The sequence below is a fragment of the Amycolatopsis sp. lyj-108 genome (assembly GCF_046549005.1).
In the GTDB taxonomy this organism is placed as follows: domain Bacteria; phylum Actinomycetota; class Actinomycetes; order Mycobacteriales; family Pseudonocardiaceae; genus Amycolatopsis.
This window is the reverse complement of record NZ_JAJPWQ010000006.1, coordinates 150,162-166,937: the sequence shown is the minus strand read 5'-3', so window position 1 is coordinate 166,937 and position 16,776 is coordinate 150,162. Positions and strand designations below refer to the sequence as shown.

The following is a 16,776-nucleotide window of genomic DNA, read 5'->3' as shown; positions in this document are numbered from 1 at the left end:
ACGCCGCCGGGACTTCCCGGCCGGTGGGTCATATCGTGGAAACCGATGGACGTCGAGCGGAGGCCCGGACGCCGCGGACGGGTCGCGCGGGGTCCGGCGGAGGACAGCGGACCCGTCGCCGAGTTCGCGCGGCGGCTGTGGGAGCTGAAACGGGCTGCCGGTGACCCTTCCTACGATCGGATGCGCGACGAGTACGGCGCACTCGCTTCGAAGTCGGCGCTTTCGGCCGCCGCCCGCGGAGAACGTCTGCCCAGCTGGGAAACGTCGTGGGAGTTCGTCCGTGTGCTGGCCGCCGGGGTGCTCGGCCGTGACGAGGACGAGGTCCGCCACGAGTGGCGCGGCGAATGGGAACGCGCGCGGGACGCGCTGACCGCCGGACCCGGACCCGCCCCCGCTCCGGAGCGTTCGCGCCGGACGGCGTTCGTCCTCGCCGGAGCCGTGGCACTCGTCCTCGTCGCGGCGCTCGTGTTCGTCTTCGCCGCCCCGTTCGGTGCCGAGCCCGCCGCTCCGGCAGGCGACGCGTCGGAGTTCGTCGCCGACGTGACCGTGCCCGACGGCAGCGAGGTCGCGGCCGGGTCGACCTTCGTGAAGACCTGGGAATTCCGCAACGCGGGAACGGTCGGATGGGTCGGCCGCTATCTGGTCCGCGCCGGCTCCTTCGGGAACCCCGGCGAATGCGGCACGCCCGAACGCGTACCCGTCCCGCAGACCGCGCCCGGCGAGCGTGTCCGTGTCTCCGTCGAGGTGCGCGCGCCCGACAAGCCCGGGCACTGTCAGGTGTACTGGAAGATGGCCGACGAACAGGGCCATATCCTGCTGCCGAACACCCGCGCCGTGTTCTTCTCTGTTCGCGTCATTTGACCTTCCGGCCCGGTGGCCAATGCGCTGACCTGCGTGGACATCGATTCCCCGGCTATGGCCATTTCGCGGCCGTGAATCGCTTCCCGGGCGGCTTCGGGCGCCTTTAACGTCATCGGCGTCCGGGAATTCCGGATGGGGGTTTTCCGAAACACTCTCACATTATTTGCGGAAAGGGAATCCATGCGTCCGTACGTCAAGGTCGCCGCACTGGCCGGGGCCGCGCTCACCGTGGCGCTCCTGCCGGCCACCGCCGCACAGGCGGCTCCGGCGCCCGCTTCGGGCAGTGATCCGATCATTACCTGCGAATCCGGCTACCACGGCTGGATGCGCCGGGCCGGAAAGGACGCGATCTGCCTGAAACCGGGCACGCGCACCTGGGACGTCAAGGTCTTCGAATGCGCAGGGGATCTGACGGTGCATTTCAAGAACGGCGAGAAGGCCTATTGCGGCGGGAACATGAAATTCGGCCTCGACCTGGCCGTCCAGTCCAATGTCGTCAAGACCGTTGTGGGGAACCGATGAAGAAGAAGCTGTTCGCCGTCGTCCCGGTCGCGCTGGCCGGCACCCTGTTGATGGCACCGTCCGCCTCGGCGGCGTCGAAGGTCTGCGAGGGCGGACCGCTGATGGGCGGGAAGACGAAGGTCGTCGAGGTGAGCGCGGGGCAGAGCATCGACATCACCGTGCACAACCACGACTACCGGGGAATGCTCGTCCAGATCATCGACGACGTCTTCGACAAGGGCCTCTGGAGCGGGGCCATCGCGCCCGGCAAGGAGCGCACGGTCAAACACGGCGTGCTCGGGGAGCCGCCGGTGTATCACAAGATCCGGTTCGAGGTGACCTCCAACCTCTCGAACAACTACACCTACCGGATCTCTTCGGACCGCTGCTACTGACGCAATTCGTCACCTGCTTGCGGTCGGTGCACACGCAAGGATCGCAAGTAGGTGACTAATTGCCGGGTTTGAGGAGGCCGCGGACGGTGTCGATGGTGTCGGCGTCGGCGGCCTCCTTGTCCGGCCGGTAGCGCACGACGCGCGCGAAGCGCAGCGCCAGCCCGCCCGGATACCGCGTGCTCACCTGAGCCCCGTCGAGTTCGATTTCGACGACGAGCTCCGGCCGTACGTGCACCACCCAGTCCGTGCGGTGGGTCTCGATCTCCTGGAACGTCTTCGTCTGCCAGGCCAGCAGCTCGTCGGTCATGCCCTTGAACGTCTTGCCGACCATGATCGGCGGCCCGCCGTCGGGGTCGCGGGCGCCGAGATGCAGGTTCGACAGCGTGCCGGTGCGCCTGCCGTGCCCCCATTCCGCGGCGAGCACGACGAGGTCGATCGTGTGCACCGGTTTCACCTTGAGCCAAGCGCGCCCGCGGCGGCCCGCCGCGTACGGCGACGCGAGGTCCTTGACCATCACGCCCTCGTGCCCGGCGGCCATCGCCGCGTCGAGCACGCTCTCGGCCGAGGCGGGCGCGATCTCGCCGGGGATGACGTGCTCGCCCGCGACCTGCCGCAGGGCGACGTTCCGTTCGGACAGGGGCGCGTCCAGCAGATCGACGCCGTCGAGGTGCAGGCAGTCGAAGAAGTACGGCCGCAGCAGCAGCGCCTTGACCTGCTCCTCGCGGCTGCTGCCGAACCGGCTCATCGTCTCCTGGAACGGCCTCGGCCTGCCGTCGTCGGTCAGGGCCAGCGTCTCGCCGTCGAGCACCACCGACGTGCAGGGCAGGGAGCGCACGAGATCCACCAGCTCGCCGACGCTGCCGGTGATCTCCCGCAGCGTCCGCGTGTAGATGTGCACCTCGTCGCCGTCGCGGTGGACCTGGATCCGCGCACCGTCCATTTTGTACTCGACGATCGCCTCGGCGTGTTCGGTGATCGCCTCGTCCAGAGACTCCGCCGGGGAAGCCAGCATCGGCCGGATCGGCCTGCCCAAGGCCAGTTTGAACTCCGCCAGCCGCTCCTGGCCGCCTGCCATGGCCGCCAGGCCCGTCACCGGCAGCTGCCCGGACAGCATGAACGCCCGCCGGACGTCCTCGGCCGGGATCTCGGCCGCCGCCGCGATGGCGTCCACCATGATCCCTTCGAGCGCGCCCTGCCGCAGCTCGCCGGTGAGCAGCCGGATCAGGAAGTCCTGCTCGTCCTTGGTCATCTTGCCGAACAACGTCCGCAACGTCTCCGCGCGCAGCTTCACCGACCCCGAACCCGACGCCGCCCCCACCGTGCCGAGCGCCGTGTCGACCTCGGCCACGGTCAACGACGGCTCGGCCGCCGGGGCCGTCTTCAGCTCGGCCAGCGTCCGCCAGCCGGCGCCGATGCGGCCCTGCGTCGGCTGCCCGGTGAGGAACGCGATGACCGCGGGCAGTTCCAGCTCGCCCGCGGCACGCAGTACCGCGGCCAGGGTGGCGATCTTCGCCTTCCTGGACCTCGTGGCGGCCAGTTCGGCCGACGCGGCCACCACCGCCGTGAGCAACATGAGTCCATCATGACCCCGGGCACCGACAGTTTCGAGGCGAGCGGGCTCAGGTATGCGCGGGATCGGCGACCCAGCTGGCGAGCAGGCGGAGCGCGCGTTCGCTGTCGGAGCCGGGCTCGGCGGTGTAGATCACCAGGGCCTGGCCCGGATCGTCGGGCAGCCGCAGCGTCTCGTAGCGCAGCCGGAGTTCACCCACGACCGGGTTGATCACGACCTTCCACGCGTGCGCCTTCTCGCGCACGGTTTGCGTCGCCCACAGCTTCCGGAACGCCTCGCTGCCGAGGGAGAGTTCGCCGACCAGCTGGGCGAAGTACGGATCGTCCGGATACTTCCCGGCCTCGGAGCGCAGGTTCGCCACGATCTCCTTCGCCACGGTTCCCCACTCCGGGTGCAGCTCGCGGGCGCGTTCGTCGAGGAAGAACATCTTCGGGATGTTGCGCTCGCCCGCCGGGAGCGCGGCGAAGTCGAACGAAAGCGCGGTCCCGAGCGAATTCCAGGCCAGCACGTCTCCGTAGCGGTCGAACATGAGCGCCGGGGACTGGATCGCGTTCAGCATCAGCTGGAGCTCCGGCCGGATCCGCCGCGCCTTCGGCCGCGCGACGCGTTTGCGTTTCGGGGCGGCCAGATTGCGCAGGTAGGTCTCCTCGTCGCGGTGCAGCCGCAACGCCCGGCTCAGCGATTCGAGGACGGAATCGGACACGTTGCGCGCCCGCCCCTGCTCCAGCCGCGTGTAGTAGTCGACGCTGATCCCGGCCAGCTGCGCCAGCTCCTCACGCCGCAGCCCGGCGACCCGCCGCTGGTTGAACCCCGTCGGCAGGCCGAGATCCGCCGGGTCCAGCGCGGCCCTGCGTGCCTTGAGGAAATCGCCCAGTTCGGCCGTCTCGGTCATGCCGTCGAGTATCCCGGATCGGGCGGGGTGCGTGCCTGGTCCTGGCAGACCCAGGCTGGTCGTGGCCGCAAGTCACGGAAGGTCGAGTTTTCTCGGCTGAGCCGAGGGAAGGGGCCTTCACGCGCAATCGCTGTGATTGCCGGTGTGTCTGAGGTGAACGTGGCGACGGACTTGCGCCCCAGCCCACCCCCTCGGCCGACTTATGGTTCTGCCAAGCCAGGGTGATTTGGCTCTTCGGTTTGGGCCAAAGAGTGGGCATCGTCAGGGGATGGACAACGAACGAAGAGGCGTGACGATCGGCGTACTGGGGGTGCTGATCGTCGGCGCGTCCGTGCCGGTGACGGGGATGCTCGACGGCTACCCGGTGATCGCCGGACAGGCGCTGCGGTACGCGCTGGCAGGACTCCTCCTGCTGGCGTGGGCGCGGCTGAGCGGACGTCCGCTGCCGTTGCCGGGGGCGCGCGACGTGCCGTCGCTGATCGCCCTGGCGGCGACCGGGATGATCGGGTTCCAGGCGTGCCTGCTGTACGCGCAGCGTTACGCCGAACCGGGCTTGGTGGCGGCGTTCCTCGGCGGCACGCCGCTCGTGCTCGCGCTCGCCGGACCGCTGGCCAAGGGGAAACGGCCGTCGTGGGCGCCGGTGACCGGGGCGGTGCTCGCCGGGCTCGGGATCGCCGTGCTGTCCGGCGGGGGCGCGGCGCGCTGGCAAGGACTGGTGCTCGCGGCGCTCGCGATGGTGTGCGAAGCGCTGTTCACGCTGCTGGCCGTTGGCGTGCTCGAAAGGCTCGGGCCGTTGGCGACCGCGACTTGGGGGTGTTTCGCCGCGGGGGCCGGCGGCGCCGTCGTCGGCACGATCGCCGACCCGTCCGGCGCCTGGGCGTGGCCGGACGGGCGTGAACTGATCGCGCTCGGCTATCTGACGGTCGTCGTCACGGCGATCGCGTTTCTTCTTTGGTACTCGGCGGTTTCGATGCTGGGCGCGGACAGGGCCGGGGTGCTGGTGGGGCTGATGCCGGTCTCCGGGCTCGCCGTCTCGCTCCTGCTCGGCATGCAGGAGTTCCGCTTCTCCCAAGTGATCGGGGTCGCCCTGGTGTCTTCAGGCGTCGTGATCGGCCTGCGCCGCCGCGAGCTCGATGAGCCTGGCGCATTTGACGTCGAAGTGCTTCACGACGTCGCCGCCGATGATCGCGACCATGACCGCGCGCAGCGGCCCGCCGAAGGTGACCTTCTGGACGAACTCAGTCCCGCCGTCGACCTCGGTCAGGCTCAGCACGAGATCCATGGCACCGAGCGGAATGGGCTGGCGGAAGGCGATCTCGCGGTGCTCGGTCAGGGACGTGATCGTGAAGGGCTCGGCGACCCGTGAGTGCACGCGGCCGCGGAAGCCGTTCGGTACGAGGAAACCGGTCGATCCCACGTCGGCCGGACCGTGCAGTTCGACGCTGACGAGGTCGGGATCCCACTCGGGCCACCGGGCGAAATCGGCCAGTGGCGCCCAGAGCGCGGACGGCGGGCAGGGCAGGATTTCGCGGGAGGTTCTGGTCCAGGTCATACCCGGACGATATACGGAACTGCCAGTCTCGTAAACTGTGGGCATGGCGAGAGGCAGGCCGAGGGAAGAGGGCATCGACGACGCGGTCCGCGAGGCCGTGCGGGCGCTGCTGACCGAAACCGGTTACCAGCGCTGCACGATCGACGCGGTCGCGGCGCGGGCGGGGGTCGGCAAGGCGGCGGTGTACCGGCGATGGCGGTCGAAGGCGGAACTCGTGTTCGCCGCGGTGATCCATCCCGTCGAGCTCGAACCGCCGTCGGACACCGGTTCGCTGCGGGGCGACGTGGCGGCGGTCCTCGAAGTGATCCAGTCCTCTTTGGACGGTGTGGAACTGCGGCAGGCGCTGCCTTCGCTGCTCGCCGACGTCCGGGCGGATCCGGTGCTGGAAGCGCGGTTCGGCGAGGTGTTCCTCGGCCGCGAACGCGGATATCTGGTCCAGATGCTGGACCGGGCCGTCGCGAGAGGGGAACTCTCGCGACGGCCCGATCCGGCCCTCGTGCACGCGATCCTGCTCGGCCCGGTGCTGACGTGGCTGCACCTGTTCACCGAGACACCGCCTTCGGGTGGGCTGGCGGCTTCGCTCGCCTCACCGCTCCACGCGGCTGTGGTCGCTCTCGGCGCTTAGCGACCTCCGCGCGCCATGCGGAGCACGTCGAGGGCTTCGTCCAGCTGGGCTTCGGTGAGCTTGCCGTTCGCGACGTGACCGCGTTCGATCACGACCTCGCGGATCGTCTTCAGCTCCTTGAGGGCCTGCTTCGCGATGGCCGCGGCCTCTTCGTAGCCGATGTACTTGTTCAGCGGCGTCACGATCGACGGCGAACCCTCGGCGTACTCGCGCGAGCGGCCGGCGTTCACCGTCACGCCCGCGAACACCTTGTCCGCCAGCAGACGCGAGACCGCCGCGAGCAGCCGCGCCGATTCGAGCACGTTGCGCGCGATCACCGGCAGGTTCACGTTGAGCTGGAAGTTGCCCGCCGCGCCCGCGAACGCGACTGCCGCGTCGTTGCCGATCACCTGGGCGACCACCTGCAGCGTCGCCTCCGGGATCACCGGATTCACCTTGCCCGGCATGATCGACGAACCCGGCTGGAGATCCGGCAGCGCGAGTTCGGCGAGCCCGGTGCGCGGACCGGAGCCCAGCCAGCGCAGGTCGTTCGCGATCTTGTTCAGCGACACCGCGACCGTGCGCAGATGCCCGGACGTCTCGACGACGCTGTCCTGCGTCGCCTGCGCCTCGAAGTGGTCGCGCGCTTCGGTCAGCGGAAGACCGGTCACCGAAGCCAGTTCCCGCGAGACCGCCGCGCCGAAACCCTCGGGCGCGTTCAGCCCGGAACCGACCGCGGTCCCGCCGATCGGCAGTTCACCGAGCCGCGGCAGACCCGATTTCAGCCGCTCGACACCGAACCGGACCTGCGACGCCCACGCGCCCGCTTCCTGGCCGAAGGTGATCGGGACGGCGTCCATCAGATGCGTACGGCCGGACTTCACGATGTCCGCCCACTCGGCCGCCCGCGTCTCGATGGCGGCGGCCAGGTACTCCAGCGCCGGGATCACGTCGGACAGCACGGCCTCCGTCGCGGCGACGTGGATCGTCGTCGGGAAGGTGTCGTTGGAGGATTGCGAAGCGTTGACGTGGTCGTTCGGGTGCACGTCGCGGCCCAGCGCCTTCGACGCGAGCGTGGCGATGACCTCGTTGGCGTTCATGTTCGACGAGGTCCCGGAACCCGTCTGGAACACGTCGATCGGGAAATGCGCGTCGTGCTTCCCCTCGGCGACCTCGTCGGCTGCCTTCGCGATGGCCTCGGCGACCTCGGCGTCCAGCACGCCGAGCCGCGCGTTGACCCGCGCCGCCGCGGCCTTGAGCAGGCCGAGCGCGCGGATCTGGGCGCGTTCCAGGCCCCGGCCGGAGATCGGGAAGTTCTCGACGGCGCGCTGCGTCTGCGCGCGGTAGAGGGCGTCGACGGGGACGCGCACCTCGCCCATGGTGTCGTGTTCGATCCGGTATTCCTGTTCAGCCATGCCTCAAGTTTCGCGCAGGGACCTCCGGCGCGCTCCGTGTCTTTCGGCACGCGAGGGCTAGGATCGAATGTGTTCTCGATCACGCCGCCCACCACCGGCCGGGAGAGTGCCGAATGAGCGAGTCCGCTGGGGAAACGTCGTACGACCTCGTCATCATCGGGGCCGGTCCGACGGGTCTGTTCGCCGCCTACTACGCGGGATTCCGCGGCCTTTCGATGGCCGTCGTGGATTCACTGCCGGAGGCCGGTGGCCAGGTCACCGCGATGTACCCCGAAAAGATGATCTACGACGTCGGCGGGTTCGCCGAGGTCCGTGGCCGCGATCTGGTGCGGGGCCTGCTCGAGCAGGCGGCGCCGTTCAAACCCGCGTATCTGCTCGGACGCAAGGCCGAAAAACTCGAAAGCGTCGAAGGCGGCGTCACCATCGCGCTCGACGGCGGGCAGATCCTGCGCGCCGGCGCGGTGCTGATCACCGCCGGGATCGGCGAGTTCACCCCGCGGCCGCTGCCCGCCGGTGACGGCTGGCTCGGGCGCGGCATGGTCCATTTCGTGCCCTCGCTGAAGGCGCACGAAGGGCAGCACGTGGTCGTCGTCGGCGGTGGGGACTCGGCGTTCGACTGGGTGCTCGCGCTGCACCCGGTCGCCGCGAACGTCACCCTCGTGCACCGGCGCGCGAAATTCCGCGCGGCCGAGTCGATCGTGCGGCAGGCACGGGAACTCGGCGTGCGGATCATCACCGACGCCGAAGTCACCCGGTTCCTCGACCGCGACGGAGCGCTGGCGGAGGTCGAGGTCCAGGTCAAGGGTTCGGAGCCCGAGGTGCTGCGCGCCGACACGGTCGTCGCGGCGCTCGGTTTCACCGCGGACCTCGGGCCGATCGAAAGCTGGGGACTCCAGATCGACCACCGCGCGATCGCCGTCGACTCGACCATGGCGACCCCGCGGGAGCGCGTCTACGCTGCGGGCGACGTCGCGGCGTATCCGGGGAAGGTGAAGCTGATCGCGACCGGGTTCGGGGAAGCGGCGACGGCGGTGAACAACATCGCGGTCATGCTGGACCCGGACGCGCATCTGTTCCCTGGGCACTCCAGTAACGCGGAGTAGCGCGCGCTAGGAAAGGCTCTTTCCTTGCAAATTTTGCAAGGAAAGGACCTTTCATTGCACTTCAGACAGGCGGAGCGGGCGTAGGCGGAGTGATCTTCTCCGCGATCCATTGCGCGTAGGCCACCACCGAAGTCGCGATCGACGGCGAGGTCGCGCACACCGGGTCGGCGTTCCCCGGACGGCTGATCGTGCCCAGCAGGACCCACTTTTCGTCGACCTTGGCGATCTCCGGCCCGCCGGAATCCCCGTAGCACGAGCCCGAATTCCCGCCGGGGTTGTCGGTGCACAGCTCGACGGCGCCGTCGAACTTCGCGGTGCAGCGCACACCTTCGACGATCTTCGTGTCCAGCTGCTGCAGTTTCGCCGGTCCCTTGCCGCAACCCGAAGCCGGGCACGTCTGACCCCAGCCGAGCAGCCGCGTCGGCGTCCCCGGCGCCACGACTGCGCCGATCGTGATCGGCGCAGTCTTCACCGGGGCGGCCAGCCGCACCAGGGCGAGATCGCCGCCCGCGTGCTCGGGCGCGGGGTTGTAGGACGGGTTCACGACGATCTCGGCGGGCTTCGCGATTTCGCCGCCCTGGGTGTTGTCGTTGCTGCCGATCCGCGCGCTCAGGTTCGCCGGGTTCTTGCCCTCGATGCAGTGCCCGGCCGTCACCAGCCAGTCCGCCGCGATCAGCGTCCCGGCGCAGAAGATCTTGCCGGAGGCCGAATGCAGGGAAGCGATGAACGGATACGGCTCGTCGGCCTCTCTGCCGCCGACGAGGTCGCCCGCGCCCGTGGCCTGTCCGACCGGCGTGAGGACCATCGCCGCCAGAAGGACCACGAGCACGCGCTTCAGCACGGATTCTCCTTAGGGGAGCGGGGGAACGACGTCCTCGTCGAGAAAGTCGTCGAGGTGACCGTCGAAGTTGACGGAGGAGTACGAACGCAGCTTGGTCAGCCGGTGGTAGCCGTCGATCATCCGGACCGTGCCGGACTTCGAGCGCATCACGATCGACTGGGTGGTCGCGCCGCCCGCGCGGTAGTGCACGCCGCGCAGCAGGTCGCCGTCGGTGACGCCGGTGGCGCAGAAGAACACGTTGTCGCCGCGGACGAGGTCGTCGTTGCCGAGCACGCGGTCGAGGTCGTGGCCCGCGGCCAGCGCCTTCTCGCGCTCCGCGTCGTCCTTCGGCCACAGGCGGCCCTGCAGTTCGCCGCCGAGGCACTTCATCGCGCAGGCCGCGATGATGCCTTCGGGGGTGCCGCCGATGCCGAGCAGCATGTCGACGCCGGTGCTCGGCCGGGCCGCGGCGATCGCGCCGGCGACGTCGCCGTCGGAGATGAAGCGGATCCGGGCGCCCGCCTCGCGGACCTCTTGGATCAGCTTTTCGTGACGCGGCCGGTCGAGGATGCACACGGTGACGTCGGAGACGCTGGAGTTCTTGGCCTTCGCGACCCGGCGGATGTTCTCCGCGACCGGGGCGGCCAGATCGACCTTGCCCGCGGCGTCGGGGCCGACGGCGAGCTTTTCCATGTAGAACACCGCGGACGGGTCGAACATCGCGCCGCGTTCGGCGACCGCGAGCACGGCCAGCGCGTTCGGCATGCCCTTGGCCATCAGGGTCGTCCCGTCGACCGGGTCGACCGCGACGTCGCAGTCGGGCCCGTCGCCGTTGCCGACCTCTTCCCCGTTGAACAGCATCGGGGCTTCGTCCTTCTCGCCCTCGCCGATGACGACGACACCGCGCATCGACACGGTCGAGACCAGCTGGCGCATCGCGTCCACGGCGGCACCGTCCCCGCCGATCTTGTCCCCGCGTCCCACCCAGCGGCCCGCGGCCATCGCGGCGGCTTCGGTCACTCGGACCAGTTCCATCGCGAGGTTGCGGTCGGGCGCTTCAGGGCGTCGAGAAGAGCTGGCGGACGAGGTGGGGGTGGGCATGAGGCCTCCCGGGTCAGGAACTCGGCGGGGTCACAGTCTCTCAGATACCCACGGCGGTTCGGTGGCGCAGGAGCATGGTGAACGTCACTGACCGTTGCCGGTCTCGTCCTCGACGGAGGACAGCGCCGCCTCGATCCGCTCACGCGCGCCCTCGAGGTGGTGCTCGCAGACCTTCGCCAGCTGCTCGCCCTTCTCCCACAGGGCGAGCGACTGTTCCAGGGACAGCCCGCCCGCTTCGAGCTCGCGGACGACCTCCACCAGCCTGTCGCGGGCCTGTTCGTAGCCGAGTTCGGCGGTCTCGCTCACGCTGTGCTTCCTTCTACCGGACGTCGGTGCTTGCCGATACCCGCGCACACTACCGCGCCGGCCATGGCGTTGTCGTAACCCACGAAGGCGAGAGCGAACTCCTGGCCGTCACCCTCCGCGATCGCCGAGACGAGGTTCTCCTGAGCCCGCGCCACCCGTTTGCGATGCATGGTGCCGTCCGCGAACCACCATCGGGTGCCGACGTGCTCGGCCGTCGCTTCGGAGAGTTTGCGCAGCTGGGCGTCGAGACCGCGTTTGGTCGAGAACTCGCACCCCGCGAGCAGCACCGTCCAGCACTCGGCGGCGGCCCGGTCGGTCAGCCACGCGTTGCGTAGTACCTCCGGCGCGTCCGCGCGCTTCGCGGCGTCGATGGTCAAAGGCAGGAAACTCGCCGTCAACGCTCCTCCTCCGGCACGCCCGAGACGACGGCGCCGAGCGCGCCGTCGACCACACGGACGCGCAGTTTCGCGCCGTCCGCGACTTCGGAGACGGACCGGAGTACCTGGAGGTTGCCTTGCTCGTCGGTGTACTGCACCACGGCGTAGCCGCGTTCGAGGGTCGCCGCCGGGCCGAGCGCGGTCAGCCGCGCGCGGGCGCTGGCGATTTCGGCCTGGTCCTTGGCGAGCAGGGTGAGCATCGCGCGGCGGCCGCGTTCGCGGTGGATCTCGACGTCGTCCGAGCGCCGCTGGATCGGGCCGAGCGGATCGGCGAGCACGGGACGGCTTCGCATCTGGGTCAGCAGCCTGACCTGGGTGTCCACCCAGCCGTGCAGGGCGCGGCGGCCGCGATCACGCATCTGGTGGACGCGCTGGGTCTCCTCGCGGACGTCGGGCACGATCCGCTTGCTGGCGTCGGTCGGCGTCGAGCAGCGGAGATCGGCGACGTGGTCGAGCAGCGGGGTGTCGGGTTCGTGCCCGATGGCGCTGACCACCGGGGTCCCGGCGGCGGACACGGCGCGGCACAGCGCCTCGTCGGAGAACGGCAGCAGGTCTTCCACGCTGCCACCGCCGCGTGCGATCACGATGACGTCGATGTCCGGGTCACGGTCCAGTTTGGACAGTGCCTGGAGGATCTGCGGGACCGCGAGCGAACCCTGGACGGCGGTGTTGATCACCTTGAACGCGACATGCGGCCAGCGGGACTGCGCGTTCACCAGCACGTCGCGTTCGGCGGCGGACGCGCGGCCGGTGATCAGGCCGATTCCCTTGGGCAGGAACGGGATCTTGCGTTTGCGCTCCGGCGCGAACAGGCCTTCGGCGGCCAGCAGCCGCCGCAGCCGCTCGATCCGCGCGAGCAGCTCGCCGATGCCGACCGCGCGGATCTCGTTGGCGCGCAGGCTCAGCGAACCGCGGTTCATGAAGAACGTCGGCTTCGCGTGCACCACGACGCTCGCGCCCTCGCGCAACGGCGGTTCGATCGTGCGCAGCAGGCCCATCGGGCAGGTCACCGACATCGAGACGTCCGCCGAGGGATCGCGCAGCGTCAGGAACGCGGTGTTGGTGCCCTGGCGGGCCGAGATCTGCGTGACCTGACCCTCCACCCAGACCGCGCCGAGCCGGTTGATCCACTCGCCGACCTTGCGGGCGACCGTGCGGACCGGCCACGGGTTCTCGGCGGTGGTGGACGGACCGGCCTGAGCGGCGGCGGGCTCGGCGCTCACTGGCCTTCCGCGCTGTCGCCGTCGCTCTCGGTCTTCTTCACGTTCCCGATACGGCGCGCGAGCATGCCGACGAACGACGGCCTGTCGGCGTTCGCGCGTTCGTAGGTCAGGAGTTCCTCCAGCTGCGCGAGGTCGAACCGGCGCAGGCGGGCGCGCAGCTGCGGCAGGGTGAGCGTGTCGTAGTCGTCCAGCCCGGCGGGATTCGCGTCGACGAGCGCCGCGGCACTGTCGAACTCGCCATCGGCGTGGTCCTCCGCGAGCGCGCGCTCCTCCTCGGCCCACGGATCCTCCGTGAGCGCTTCGAGGTCGGGGAGATGGCCGTTGGTCTCGGCACGCGGCCGGGGAACCTCGGCGTCTTCCCGCAGCGGGATGACGCACGAGTCGCGTTCGTAGCGGCGTTCGCCGACGTCGGGCGGGAGATCCTCGTCGAAGGTGGCCCAGCTGGGCGTGTCCTCGACCGGGCGGAGGACGGACAACGCGTCGTCGCCCTTGATCGCGAGTTCGGTGACGTGCTGCTGCACGCGCATGGAGAACTGGAGCACCTGGCTGACCACCGTGACGGGGAGTCCGGTGAGCTGCTTGGGGAGTTCGCGAACCCGCTCGGCGGTGGTGACGGCGAGGCCCGCGGCGACCCGGAGGGGGAGCGGGAGAGGCTTCATGTGTCCAGCCTGCCGTATTCGGGCCATCCTGCCCAACCGAACGGGTGGGTCGGCTCACCCGACGTGACTCCACGCACATCCTTTCGAGGGGTTCCCTGGTCACCTGAACGTGAGTGCGAGGAGCCCCCGGGGCAGCCCGTACCCTGGGGGCATGAGTTCTGCGAGTCCCGGAATCACGCCAGCCGGCAGTCCGACGATCACCGAGTCCGGTGTGCCGGCAGGTGGCAAACGTGTCCTGCTCGCCAAGCCCCGCGGTTACTGCGCGGGGGTCGACCGCGCGGTCATCGCCGTCGAGAAGGCACTCGAGCTCTACGGCGCACCGGTGTACGTGCGCAAGGAGATCGTGCACAACCGGCACGTCGTGGACACCCTGCGCGAACGCGGCGTGATCTTCGTCGACGAGACCTCCGAGGTGCCGGAAGGCGCGTTGGTGGTGTTCTCCGCGCACGGCGTCTCGCCCGCGGTGCACGCCGAGGCGGCCGAGCGCAACCTGCGGACCATCGACGCGACCTGCCCGCTGGTGACGAAGGTGCACAAGGAAGTCAACCGGTTCGCGAAGGACGACTACGACATCCTGCTGATCGGCCACGAAGGCCACGAAGAGGTCGAAGGCACCGCCGGCGAGGCTCCCGACAAGGTGCAGCTCGTCGACACCGCCGAAGACGTCGACAAGGTCGAGGTCCGCGATCCGTCGAAGGTCATCTGGCTGTCGCAGACCACCCTTTCGGTGGACGAGACCATGGAGCGCGTCGATCAGCTGCGGGACAGGTTCCCCGGCTTGGCCGACCCGCCCAGTGACGACATCTGCTACGCCACCACGAACCGTCAGGTCGCGGTCAAGGCCATGGCCGCCGAGTGCGACCTGGTGCTGGTGGTCGGCTCGACGAACTCGTCCAACTCGAAGCGGCTGGTCGAGGTCGCGCTGAAGGCGGGGGCGCGCGCGTCGCACCTGGTCGACTTCGCGCACGAAGTCGACGAAGCGTGGCTCGAAGGCGTCGAGACCGTCGGCGTCACCAGCGGTGCTTCGGTGCCGGAGGTGCTGGTCATGGATCTGCTGGCGTGGCTGGCCGAGCGCGGCTGGGGCGACGTCGACGAGGTCACCACGGCCAACGAGAAGATCGCGTTCGCGTTGCCGCACGAGTTGCGCAAGGCCGCCAAGGCCTGACGCCCGCTACGAAAAAGGGCCGCCCGAGGAGTTCCTCGGGCGGCCCTTTTTGCTGGTCAGAAGCTCAAGCGAGAGCAAAGGTCCCTTGCTTCACCGCTCGTCGTCCCAGGGGCGGCGGCGGGGAGGCTGCCCTCCGCGGCGCGGGTCGTCCGCGCGCGGCGGACGGCGGCGCGGGGCACCGGGGGCGCTTTCGCCACGCGGGTCGCGGCGGCGGGGTTCGCCCTCTTCGGGCGGCCGCGGCCGCCGAGGCTGACGTCCCGGGGGCGGCGGTTTGCGGGCGCCGGGTTCGGCGTCGCGGCGGGGGCGTCGCTCGTCGTCGACAGGACGTCGGCGGGGCGGCGCACCCTCGCGCGGGGCGCCGTCTCGCGGAGCGCCACGGCGGGAAGGCGGGGGCGGCGTCTGTCCGGTCCGGGACGCGGGGCGGCCACGGCCCGGCGCGGCGGCCGCGGCGGGACGGGCGGCGGGCTTGCCCTCGTCGCGACGTTCCGGTTTGGTACCCGGCTTCACCTTCACCGGGGCGTCGGGATCGCGTTCCCGGTAGATCCGGAAGACGCCGATCGCCAAGGTGACGCCGGTGGTGATGGCCATCGTCGGGAAGCCGTTGATCAGCGGCGTTCCGACGTCGAAGGCTCTCGAGAGCAGGTCCGTGCCCTTGCTGCCGTCCGAGGTCAGGAGGATCACTCCCGGGACGGTCACGGCGAGGACCAGGGGCGGCTGCACCATCGGGCCGAACAACCCGCGGCGCTGGACGGCCACCACGGCGGCCACCGCGCCGAGCGCGTAGCAGGCTTTGAACAGCAGGCCCAGGTCCTTCTGCATCATCATGTCGACGAAGGCGCCAAGGATGGCGAGCCCGAAGCCGACCAGGACGGCAGCCCACCAGGGCAGCCCGCGCCTGGCGCCGACGAGCGGACGCTCGTCCCAGGCAACGGGAACGTCGTCGGCATCAGGATCGCTCTGGCGATCGCGAATCGCGGTCACAGGCCCCACCGTATATCCAAGCTGCGGGCATACCGCCAACAGGCGGTGTGTCTATCGCCTGGTAGTGGTCATTACGGACCACCCGGACGGGCTGTCCGGGTGCTTACGGGAGGTACTACGAGTAAGTGGCCGACAAGGTTGTCAGGCCGGGCGAAATGGAGCCTCCGATTCCGGAAGTCGCAGGTCGACGCCGCAAGTAGGTGACGAATTGCGTGCCGGGGCGGGCACTCACGAGGCCGGGAGTTCGTCCGCCTTCCTGATCAGCGGGACCGCCGCCGGGCTGCCCGCGGCGTCCGTCAGCGGGGAGACCGTGCTCCGGAAGCTCTCGAGCGCCTCCAGCTCCCGCCGCCGGGCCGAGATGAAGCGCTGCAGGTGGGTGCTCGACAGGTTCAGCGCGTCGACCGCGTTGCCCGCGGCCCGGTGCGCGGCCGCGGCACCCGCCCGGACCTGCTCGACGTCCTCGACCAGTGCCCGTTCGGTCGCGGCGAACAGCGCGGCGGAAGCCAGTACGGCGAATCCGGTCGGCCCGCAGACGAAGACCCGTCGGTCCAGCATCCAGCGCAGCAGTTCCGGGTCGGTGTCCAGCGCGGCCACCACGGCCGCGTCGGACGGGACGAACATGATCGTCCCGTAGATCGCGTCGGCCCAGCGCTGGTAGCCCTTGCCCGCCAGCTCGGCCGCCCGCGACCGGAGCTGCCGGACGTGGACGCGCAGCGCGTCCAGCCGTTCCTCCGGATCGTTCGTTTCGACGGCCTCGGCCCAGCAGGCCATGCTGGCCTTCGCGTCGACCGGTACGGTCCGGCCGCCGCCGACCCGCAGCACCATGTCCGGTTTCGCGGCGCCGCCGCCAGCCAGATCCGTTTGCAGGGTGAAGTGCAGTTCCTCGCGGAGCCCGAGCGCGCGTGCGGTCTCCAGGAGTACCTGTTCGCCCAGTTCGCCGCGGCCGCTGATCGAGGCGAACGCCACCTCGTACCGGCGCAGCGCGAGCTGCTGCTGATCCGCCTTCGACCGTTCGGCGGCGACCAGTTTCGCCGCCGCGTCCGCCCGCCGCATGCCGTCGTTGTACAGCCGCCACAGCAGCGCGACGGCCACGAGCAGCAGCAACGCGAGCACGACGGCCGCGGTGGTGATCACCGTCGCCACCGGTACCTCCCCTCCGGATCCGAGTCGGGGACATCATGGCGGAACCCA

The 16,776-nt window shown here is 70.0% G+C and carries 18 protein-coding genes and 1 pseudogene; 7 read left to right on the top strand and 12 right to left on the bottom strand.

What is annotated here, in order from left to right:
- Window positions 1-45 precede the first annotated feature (45 nt).
- The 3 genes from ACLJO0_RS22805 (at window position 46) to ACLJO0_RS22795 (ending at window position 1,757) form a co-directional block, all read left to right on the top strand.
- A complete protein-coding gene (locus ACLJO0_RS22805) occupies window positions 46-861 on the top strand; it encodes an NBR1-Ig-like domain-containing protein (protein ID WP_410580439.1) in 816 nt (271 codons plus the stop codon).
- Between the two features lie 180 nt (window positions 862-1,041).
- Window positions 1,042-1,383 (top strand): hypothetical protein, encoded by a 342-nt coding sequence (locus ACLJO0_RS22800; RefSeq protein WP_125789456.1) that lies wholly within the window; start codon window positions 1,042-1,044, stop codon window positions 1,381-1,383.
- Entirely contained in the window at window positions 1,380-1,757 is a 378-nt protein-coding gene (locus tag ACLJO0_RS22795; protein WP_125791894.1) for a hypothetical protein, read from the top strand. Before ACLJO0_RS22800 ends, ACLJO0_RS22795 begins: the two co-directional genes overlap by 4 nt.
- A 55-nt stretch (window positions 1,758-1,812) precedes the next feature.
- On the opposite strand, the gene ACLJO0_RS22790 is transcribed toward ACLJO0_RS22795, so the two are convergent.
- Window positions 1,813-3,330, bottom strand: coding sequence for an ATP-dependent DNA ligase (locus ACLJO0_RS22790; RefSeq protein ID WP_410580438.1), 1,518 nt, complete (start codon window positions 3,328-3,330; stop codon window positions 1,813-1,815).
- Between the two features lie 46 nt (window positions 3,331-3,376).
- Window positions 3,377-4,219, bottom strand: a complete 843-nt coding sequence (locus ACLJO0_RS22785; protein WP_410580437.1) for a helix-turn-helix transcriptional regulator — start codon at window positions 4,217-4,219, stop codon at window positions 3,377-3,379.
- Window positions 4,220-4,421: 202 nt separating this feature from the next.
- Between ACLJO0_RS22785 and ACLJO0_RS22780 the strand changes: the two are divergent.
- Window positions 4,422-5,318: pseudogene (locus tag ACLJO0_RS22780) on the top strand (DMT family transporter); the annotation flags it as partial.
- Here the strand turns inward: ACLJO0_RS22780 and ACLJO0_RS22775 are convergent.
- Window positions 5,316-5,771, bottom strand: coding sequence for an SRPBCC family protein (locus tag ACLJO0_RS22775; RefSeq protein WP_410580436.1), 456 nt, complete (start codon window positions 5,769-5,771; stop codon window positions 5,316-5,318). The pseudogene ACLJO0_RS22780 and the gene ACLJO0_RS22775 sit on opposite strands and share 3 nt — an antisense overlap.
- Before the next feature lie 43 nt (window positions 5,772-5,814).
- Between ACLJO0_RS22775 and ACLJO0_RS22770 the strand changes: the two genes are divergently transcribed.
- Window positions 5,815-6,396 (top strand): TetR/AcrR family transcriptional regulator, encoded by a 582-nt coding sequence (locus ACLJO0_RS22770; protein ID WP_360120008.1) that lies wholly within the window; start codon window positions 5,815-5,817, stop codon window positions 6,394-6,396.
- Here the strand turns inward: ACLJO0_RS22770 and ACLJO0_RS22765 are convergent.
- Window positions 6,393-7,790: a class II fumarate hydratase gene (locus tag ACLJO0_RS22765; RefSeq protein WP_410580435.1), complete on the bottom strand. Its 1,398-nt coding sequence runs from the start codon at window positions 7,788-7,790 to the stop codon at window positions 6,393-6,395. The two genes, ACLJO0_RS22770 and ACLJO0_RS22765, sit on opposite strands and share 4 nt — an antisense overlap.
- A gap of 113 nt (window positions 7,791-7,903) precedes the next feature.
- On the opposite strand from ACLJO0_RS22765, the gene ACLJO0_RS22760 reads away from it, so the two are divergent.
- Window positions 7,904-8,893 carry an NAD(P)/FAD-dependent oxidoreductase gene (locus ACLJO0_RS22760; RefSeq protein WP_410580434.1) on the top strand — a complete coding sequence of 330 codons (990 nt, stop codon included), beginning with the start codon at window positions 7,904-7,906 and terminating at the stop codon, window positions 8,891-8,893.
- A gap of 61 nt (window positions 8,894-8,954) precedes the next feature.
- On the opposite strand, the gene ACLJO0_RS22755 is transcribed toward ACLJO0_RS22760, so the two are convergent.
- The 6 genes from ACLJO0_RS22755 to ACLJO0_RS22730 all read right to left on the bottom strand — a co-directional run bounded on the left by ACLJO0_RS22755 (window position 8,955) and on the right by ACLJO0_RS22730 (window position 13,439).
- Window positions 8,955-9,734, bottom strand: a complete 780-nt coding sequence (locus ACLJO0_RS22755) for a S1 family peptidase (protein ID WP_410580433.1) — start codon at window positions 9,732-9,734, stop codon at window positions 8,955-8,957.
- A 9-nt stretch (window positions 9,735-9,743) separates the two neighbouring features.
- Window positions 9,744-10,814, bottom strand: coding sequence for a class II fructose-bisphosphatase (glpX, locus tag ACLJO0_RS22750; RefSeq protein ID WP_199748822.1), 1,071 nt, complete (start codon window positions 10,812-10,814; stop codon window positions 9,744-9,746).
- An 84-nt stretch (window positions 10,815-10,898) separates the two neighbouring features.
- Entirely contained in the window at window positions 10,899-11,120 is a 222-nt protein-coding gene (locus ACLJO0_RS22745; protein WP_125674025.1) for an exodeoxyribonuclease VII small subunit, read from the bottom strand.
- Window positions 11,117-11,518, bottom strand: a complete 402-nt coding sequence (locus ACLJO0_RS22740) for a hypothetical protein (protein ID WP_125791901.1) — start codon at window positions 11,516-11,518, stop codon at window positions 11,117-11,119. The genes ACLJO0_RS22745 and ACLJO0_RS22740 overlap by 4 nt, the downstream gene beginning before the upstream one ends.
- A complete protein-coding gene (gene xseA, locus ACLJO0_RS22735; RefSeq protein ID WP_125791902.1) occupies window positions 11,515-12,780 on the bottom strand; it encodes an exodeoxyribonuclease VII large subunit in 1,266 nt (421 codons plus the stop codon). The genes ACLJO0_RS22740 and xseA overlap by 4 nt, the downstream gene beginning before the upstream one ends.
- Window positions 12,777-13,439, bottom strand: coding sequence for a lipid droplet-associated protein (locus ACLJO0_RS22730; RefSeq protein ID WP_410580432.1), 663 nt, complete (start codon window positions 13,437-13,439; stop codon window positions 12,777-12,779). The genes xseA and ACLJO0_RS22730 overlap by 4 nt, the downstream gene beginning before the upstream one ends.
- 151 nt (window positions 13,440-13,590) lie before the next feature.
- On the opposite strand from ACLJO0_RS22730, the gene ACLJO0_RS22725 reads away from it, so the two are divergent.
- A complete protein-coding gene (locus tag ACLJO0_RS22725; RefSeq protein ID WP_410580431.1) occupies window positions 13,591-14,604 on the top strand; it encodes a 4-hydroxy-3-methylbut-2-enyl diphosphate reductase in 1,014 nt (337 codons plus the stop codon).
- Window positions 14,605-14,694: 90 nt separating this feature from the next.
- Here the strand turns inward: ACLJO0_RS22725 and ACLJO0_RS22720 are convergent, their stop codons facing one another.
- Window positions 14,695-15,585, bottom strand: a complete 891-nt coding sequence (locus ACLJO0_RS22720; protein ID WP_410580430.1) for a DUF6542 domain-containing protein — start codon at window positions 15,583-15,585, stop codon at window positions 14,695-14,697.
- Window positions 15,586-15,813: 228 nt separating this feature from the next.
- Complete coding sequence (gene rmuC, locus ACLJO0_RS22715; RefSeq protein WP_125789413.1) at window positions 15,814-16,728, bottom strand: DNA recombination protein RmuC; 915 nt, start codon at window positions 16,726-16,728, stop codon at window positions 15,814-15,816.
- Window positions 16,729-16,776 lie beyond the last annotated feature (48 nt).

Bases quoted from the DNA above. Each gene is read 5' to 3' on its own strand.
- ACLJO0_RS22805 (WP_410580439.1), top strand. From the start codon at position 46: ATGGACGTCGAGCGGAGGCCCGGACGCCGCGGACGGGTCGCGCGGGGT.
- ACLJO0_RS22800 (WP_125789456.1), top strand. From the start codon at position 1,042: ATGCGTCCGTACGTCAAGGTCGCCGCACTGGCCGGGGCCGCGCTCACC.
- ACLJO0_RS22795 (WP_125791894.1), top strand. From the start codon at position 1,380: ATGAAGAAGAAGCTGTTCGCCGTCGTCCCGGTCGCGCTGGCCGGCACC.
- ACLJO0_RS22790 (WP_410580438.1), bottom strand. From the start codon at position 3,330: ATGTTGCTCACGGCGGTGGTGGCCGCGTCGGCCGAACTGGCCGCCACG.
- ACLJO0_RS22785 (WP_410580437.1), bottom strand. From the start codon at position 4,219: ATGACCGAGACGGCCGAACTGGGCGATTTCCTCAAGGCACGCAGGGCC.
- ACLJO0_RS22775 (WP_410580436.1), bottom strand. From the start codon at position 5,771: ATGACCTGGACCAGAACCTCCCGCGAAATCCTGCCCTGCCCGCCGTCC.
- ACLJO0_RS22770 (WP_360120008.1), top strand. From the start codon at position 5,815: ATGGCGAGAGGCAGGCCGAGGGAAGAGGGCATCGACGACGCGGTCCGC.
- ACLJO0_RS22765 (WP_410580435.1), bottom strand. From the start codon at position 7,790: ATGGCTGAACAGGAATACCGGATCGAACACGACACCATGGGCGAGGTG.
- ACLJO0_RS22760 (WP_410580434.1), top strand. From the start codon at position 7,904: ATGAGCGAGTCCGCTGGGGAAACGTCGTACGACCTCGTCATCATCGGG.
- glpX (WP_199748822.1), bottom strand. From the start codon at position 10,814: ATGCCCACCCCCACCTCGTCCGCCAGCTCTTCTCGACGCCCTGAAGCG.
- ACLJO0_RS22730 (WP_410580432.1), bottom strand. From the start codon at position 13,439: ATGAAGCCTCTCCCGCTCCCCCTCCGGGTCGCCGCGGGCCTCGCCGTC.
- ACLJO0_RS22725 (WP_410580431.1), top strand. From the start codon at position 13,591: ATGAGTTCTGCGAGTCCCGGAATCACGCCAGCCGGCAGTCCGACGATC.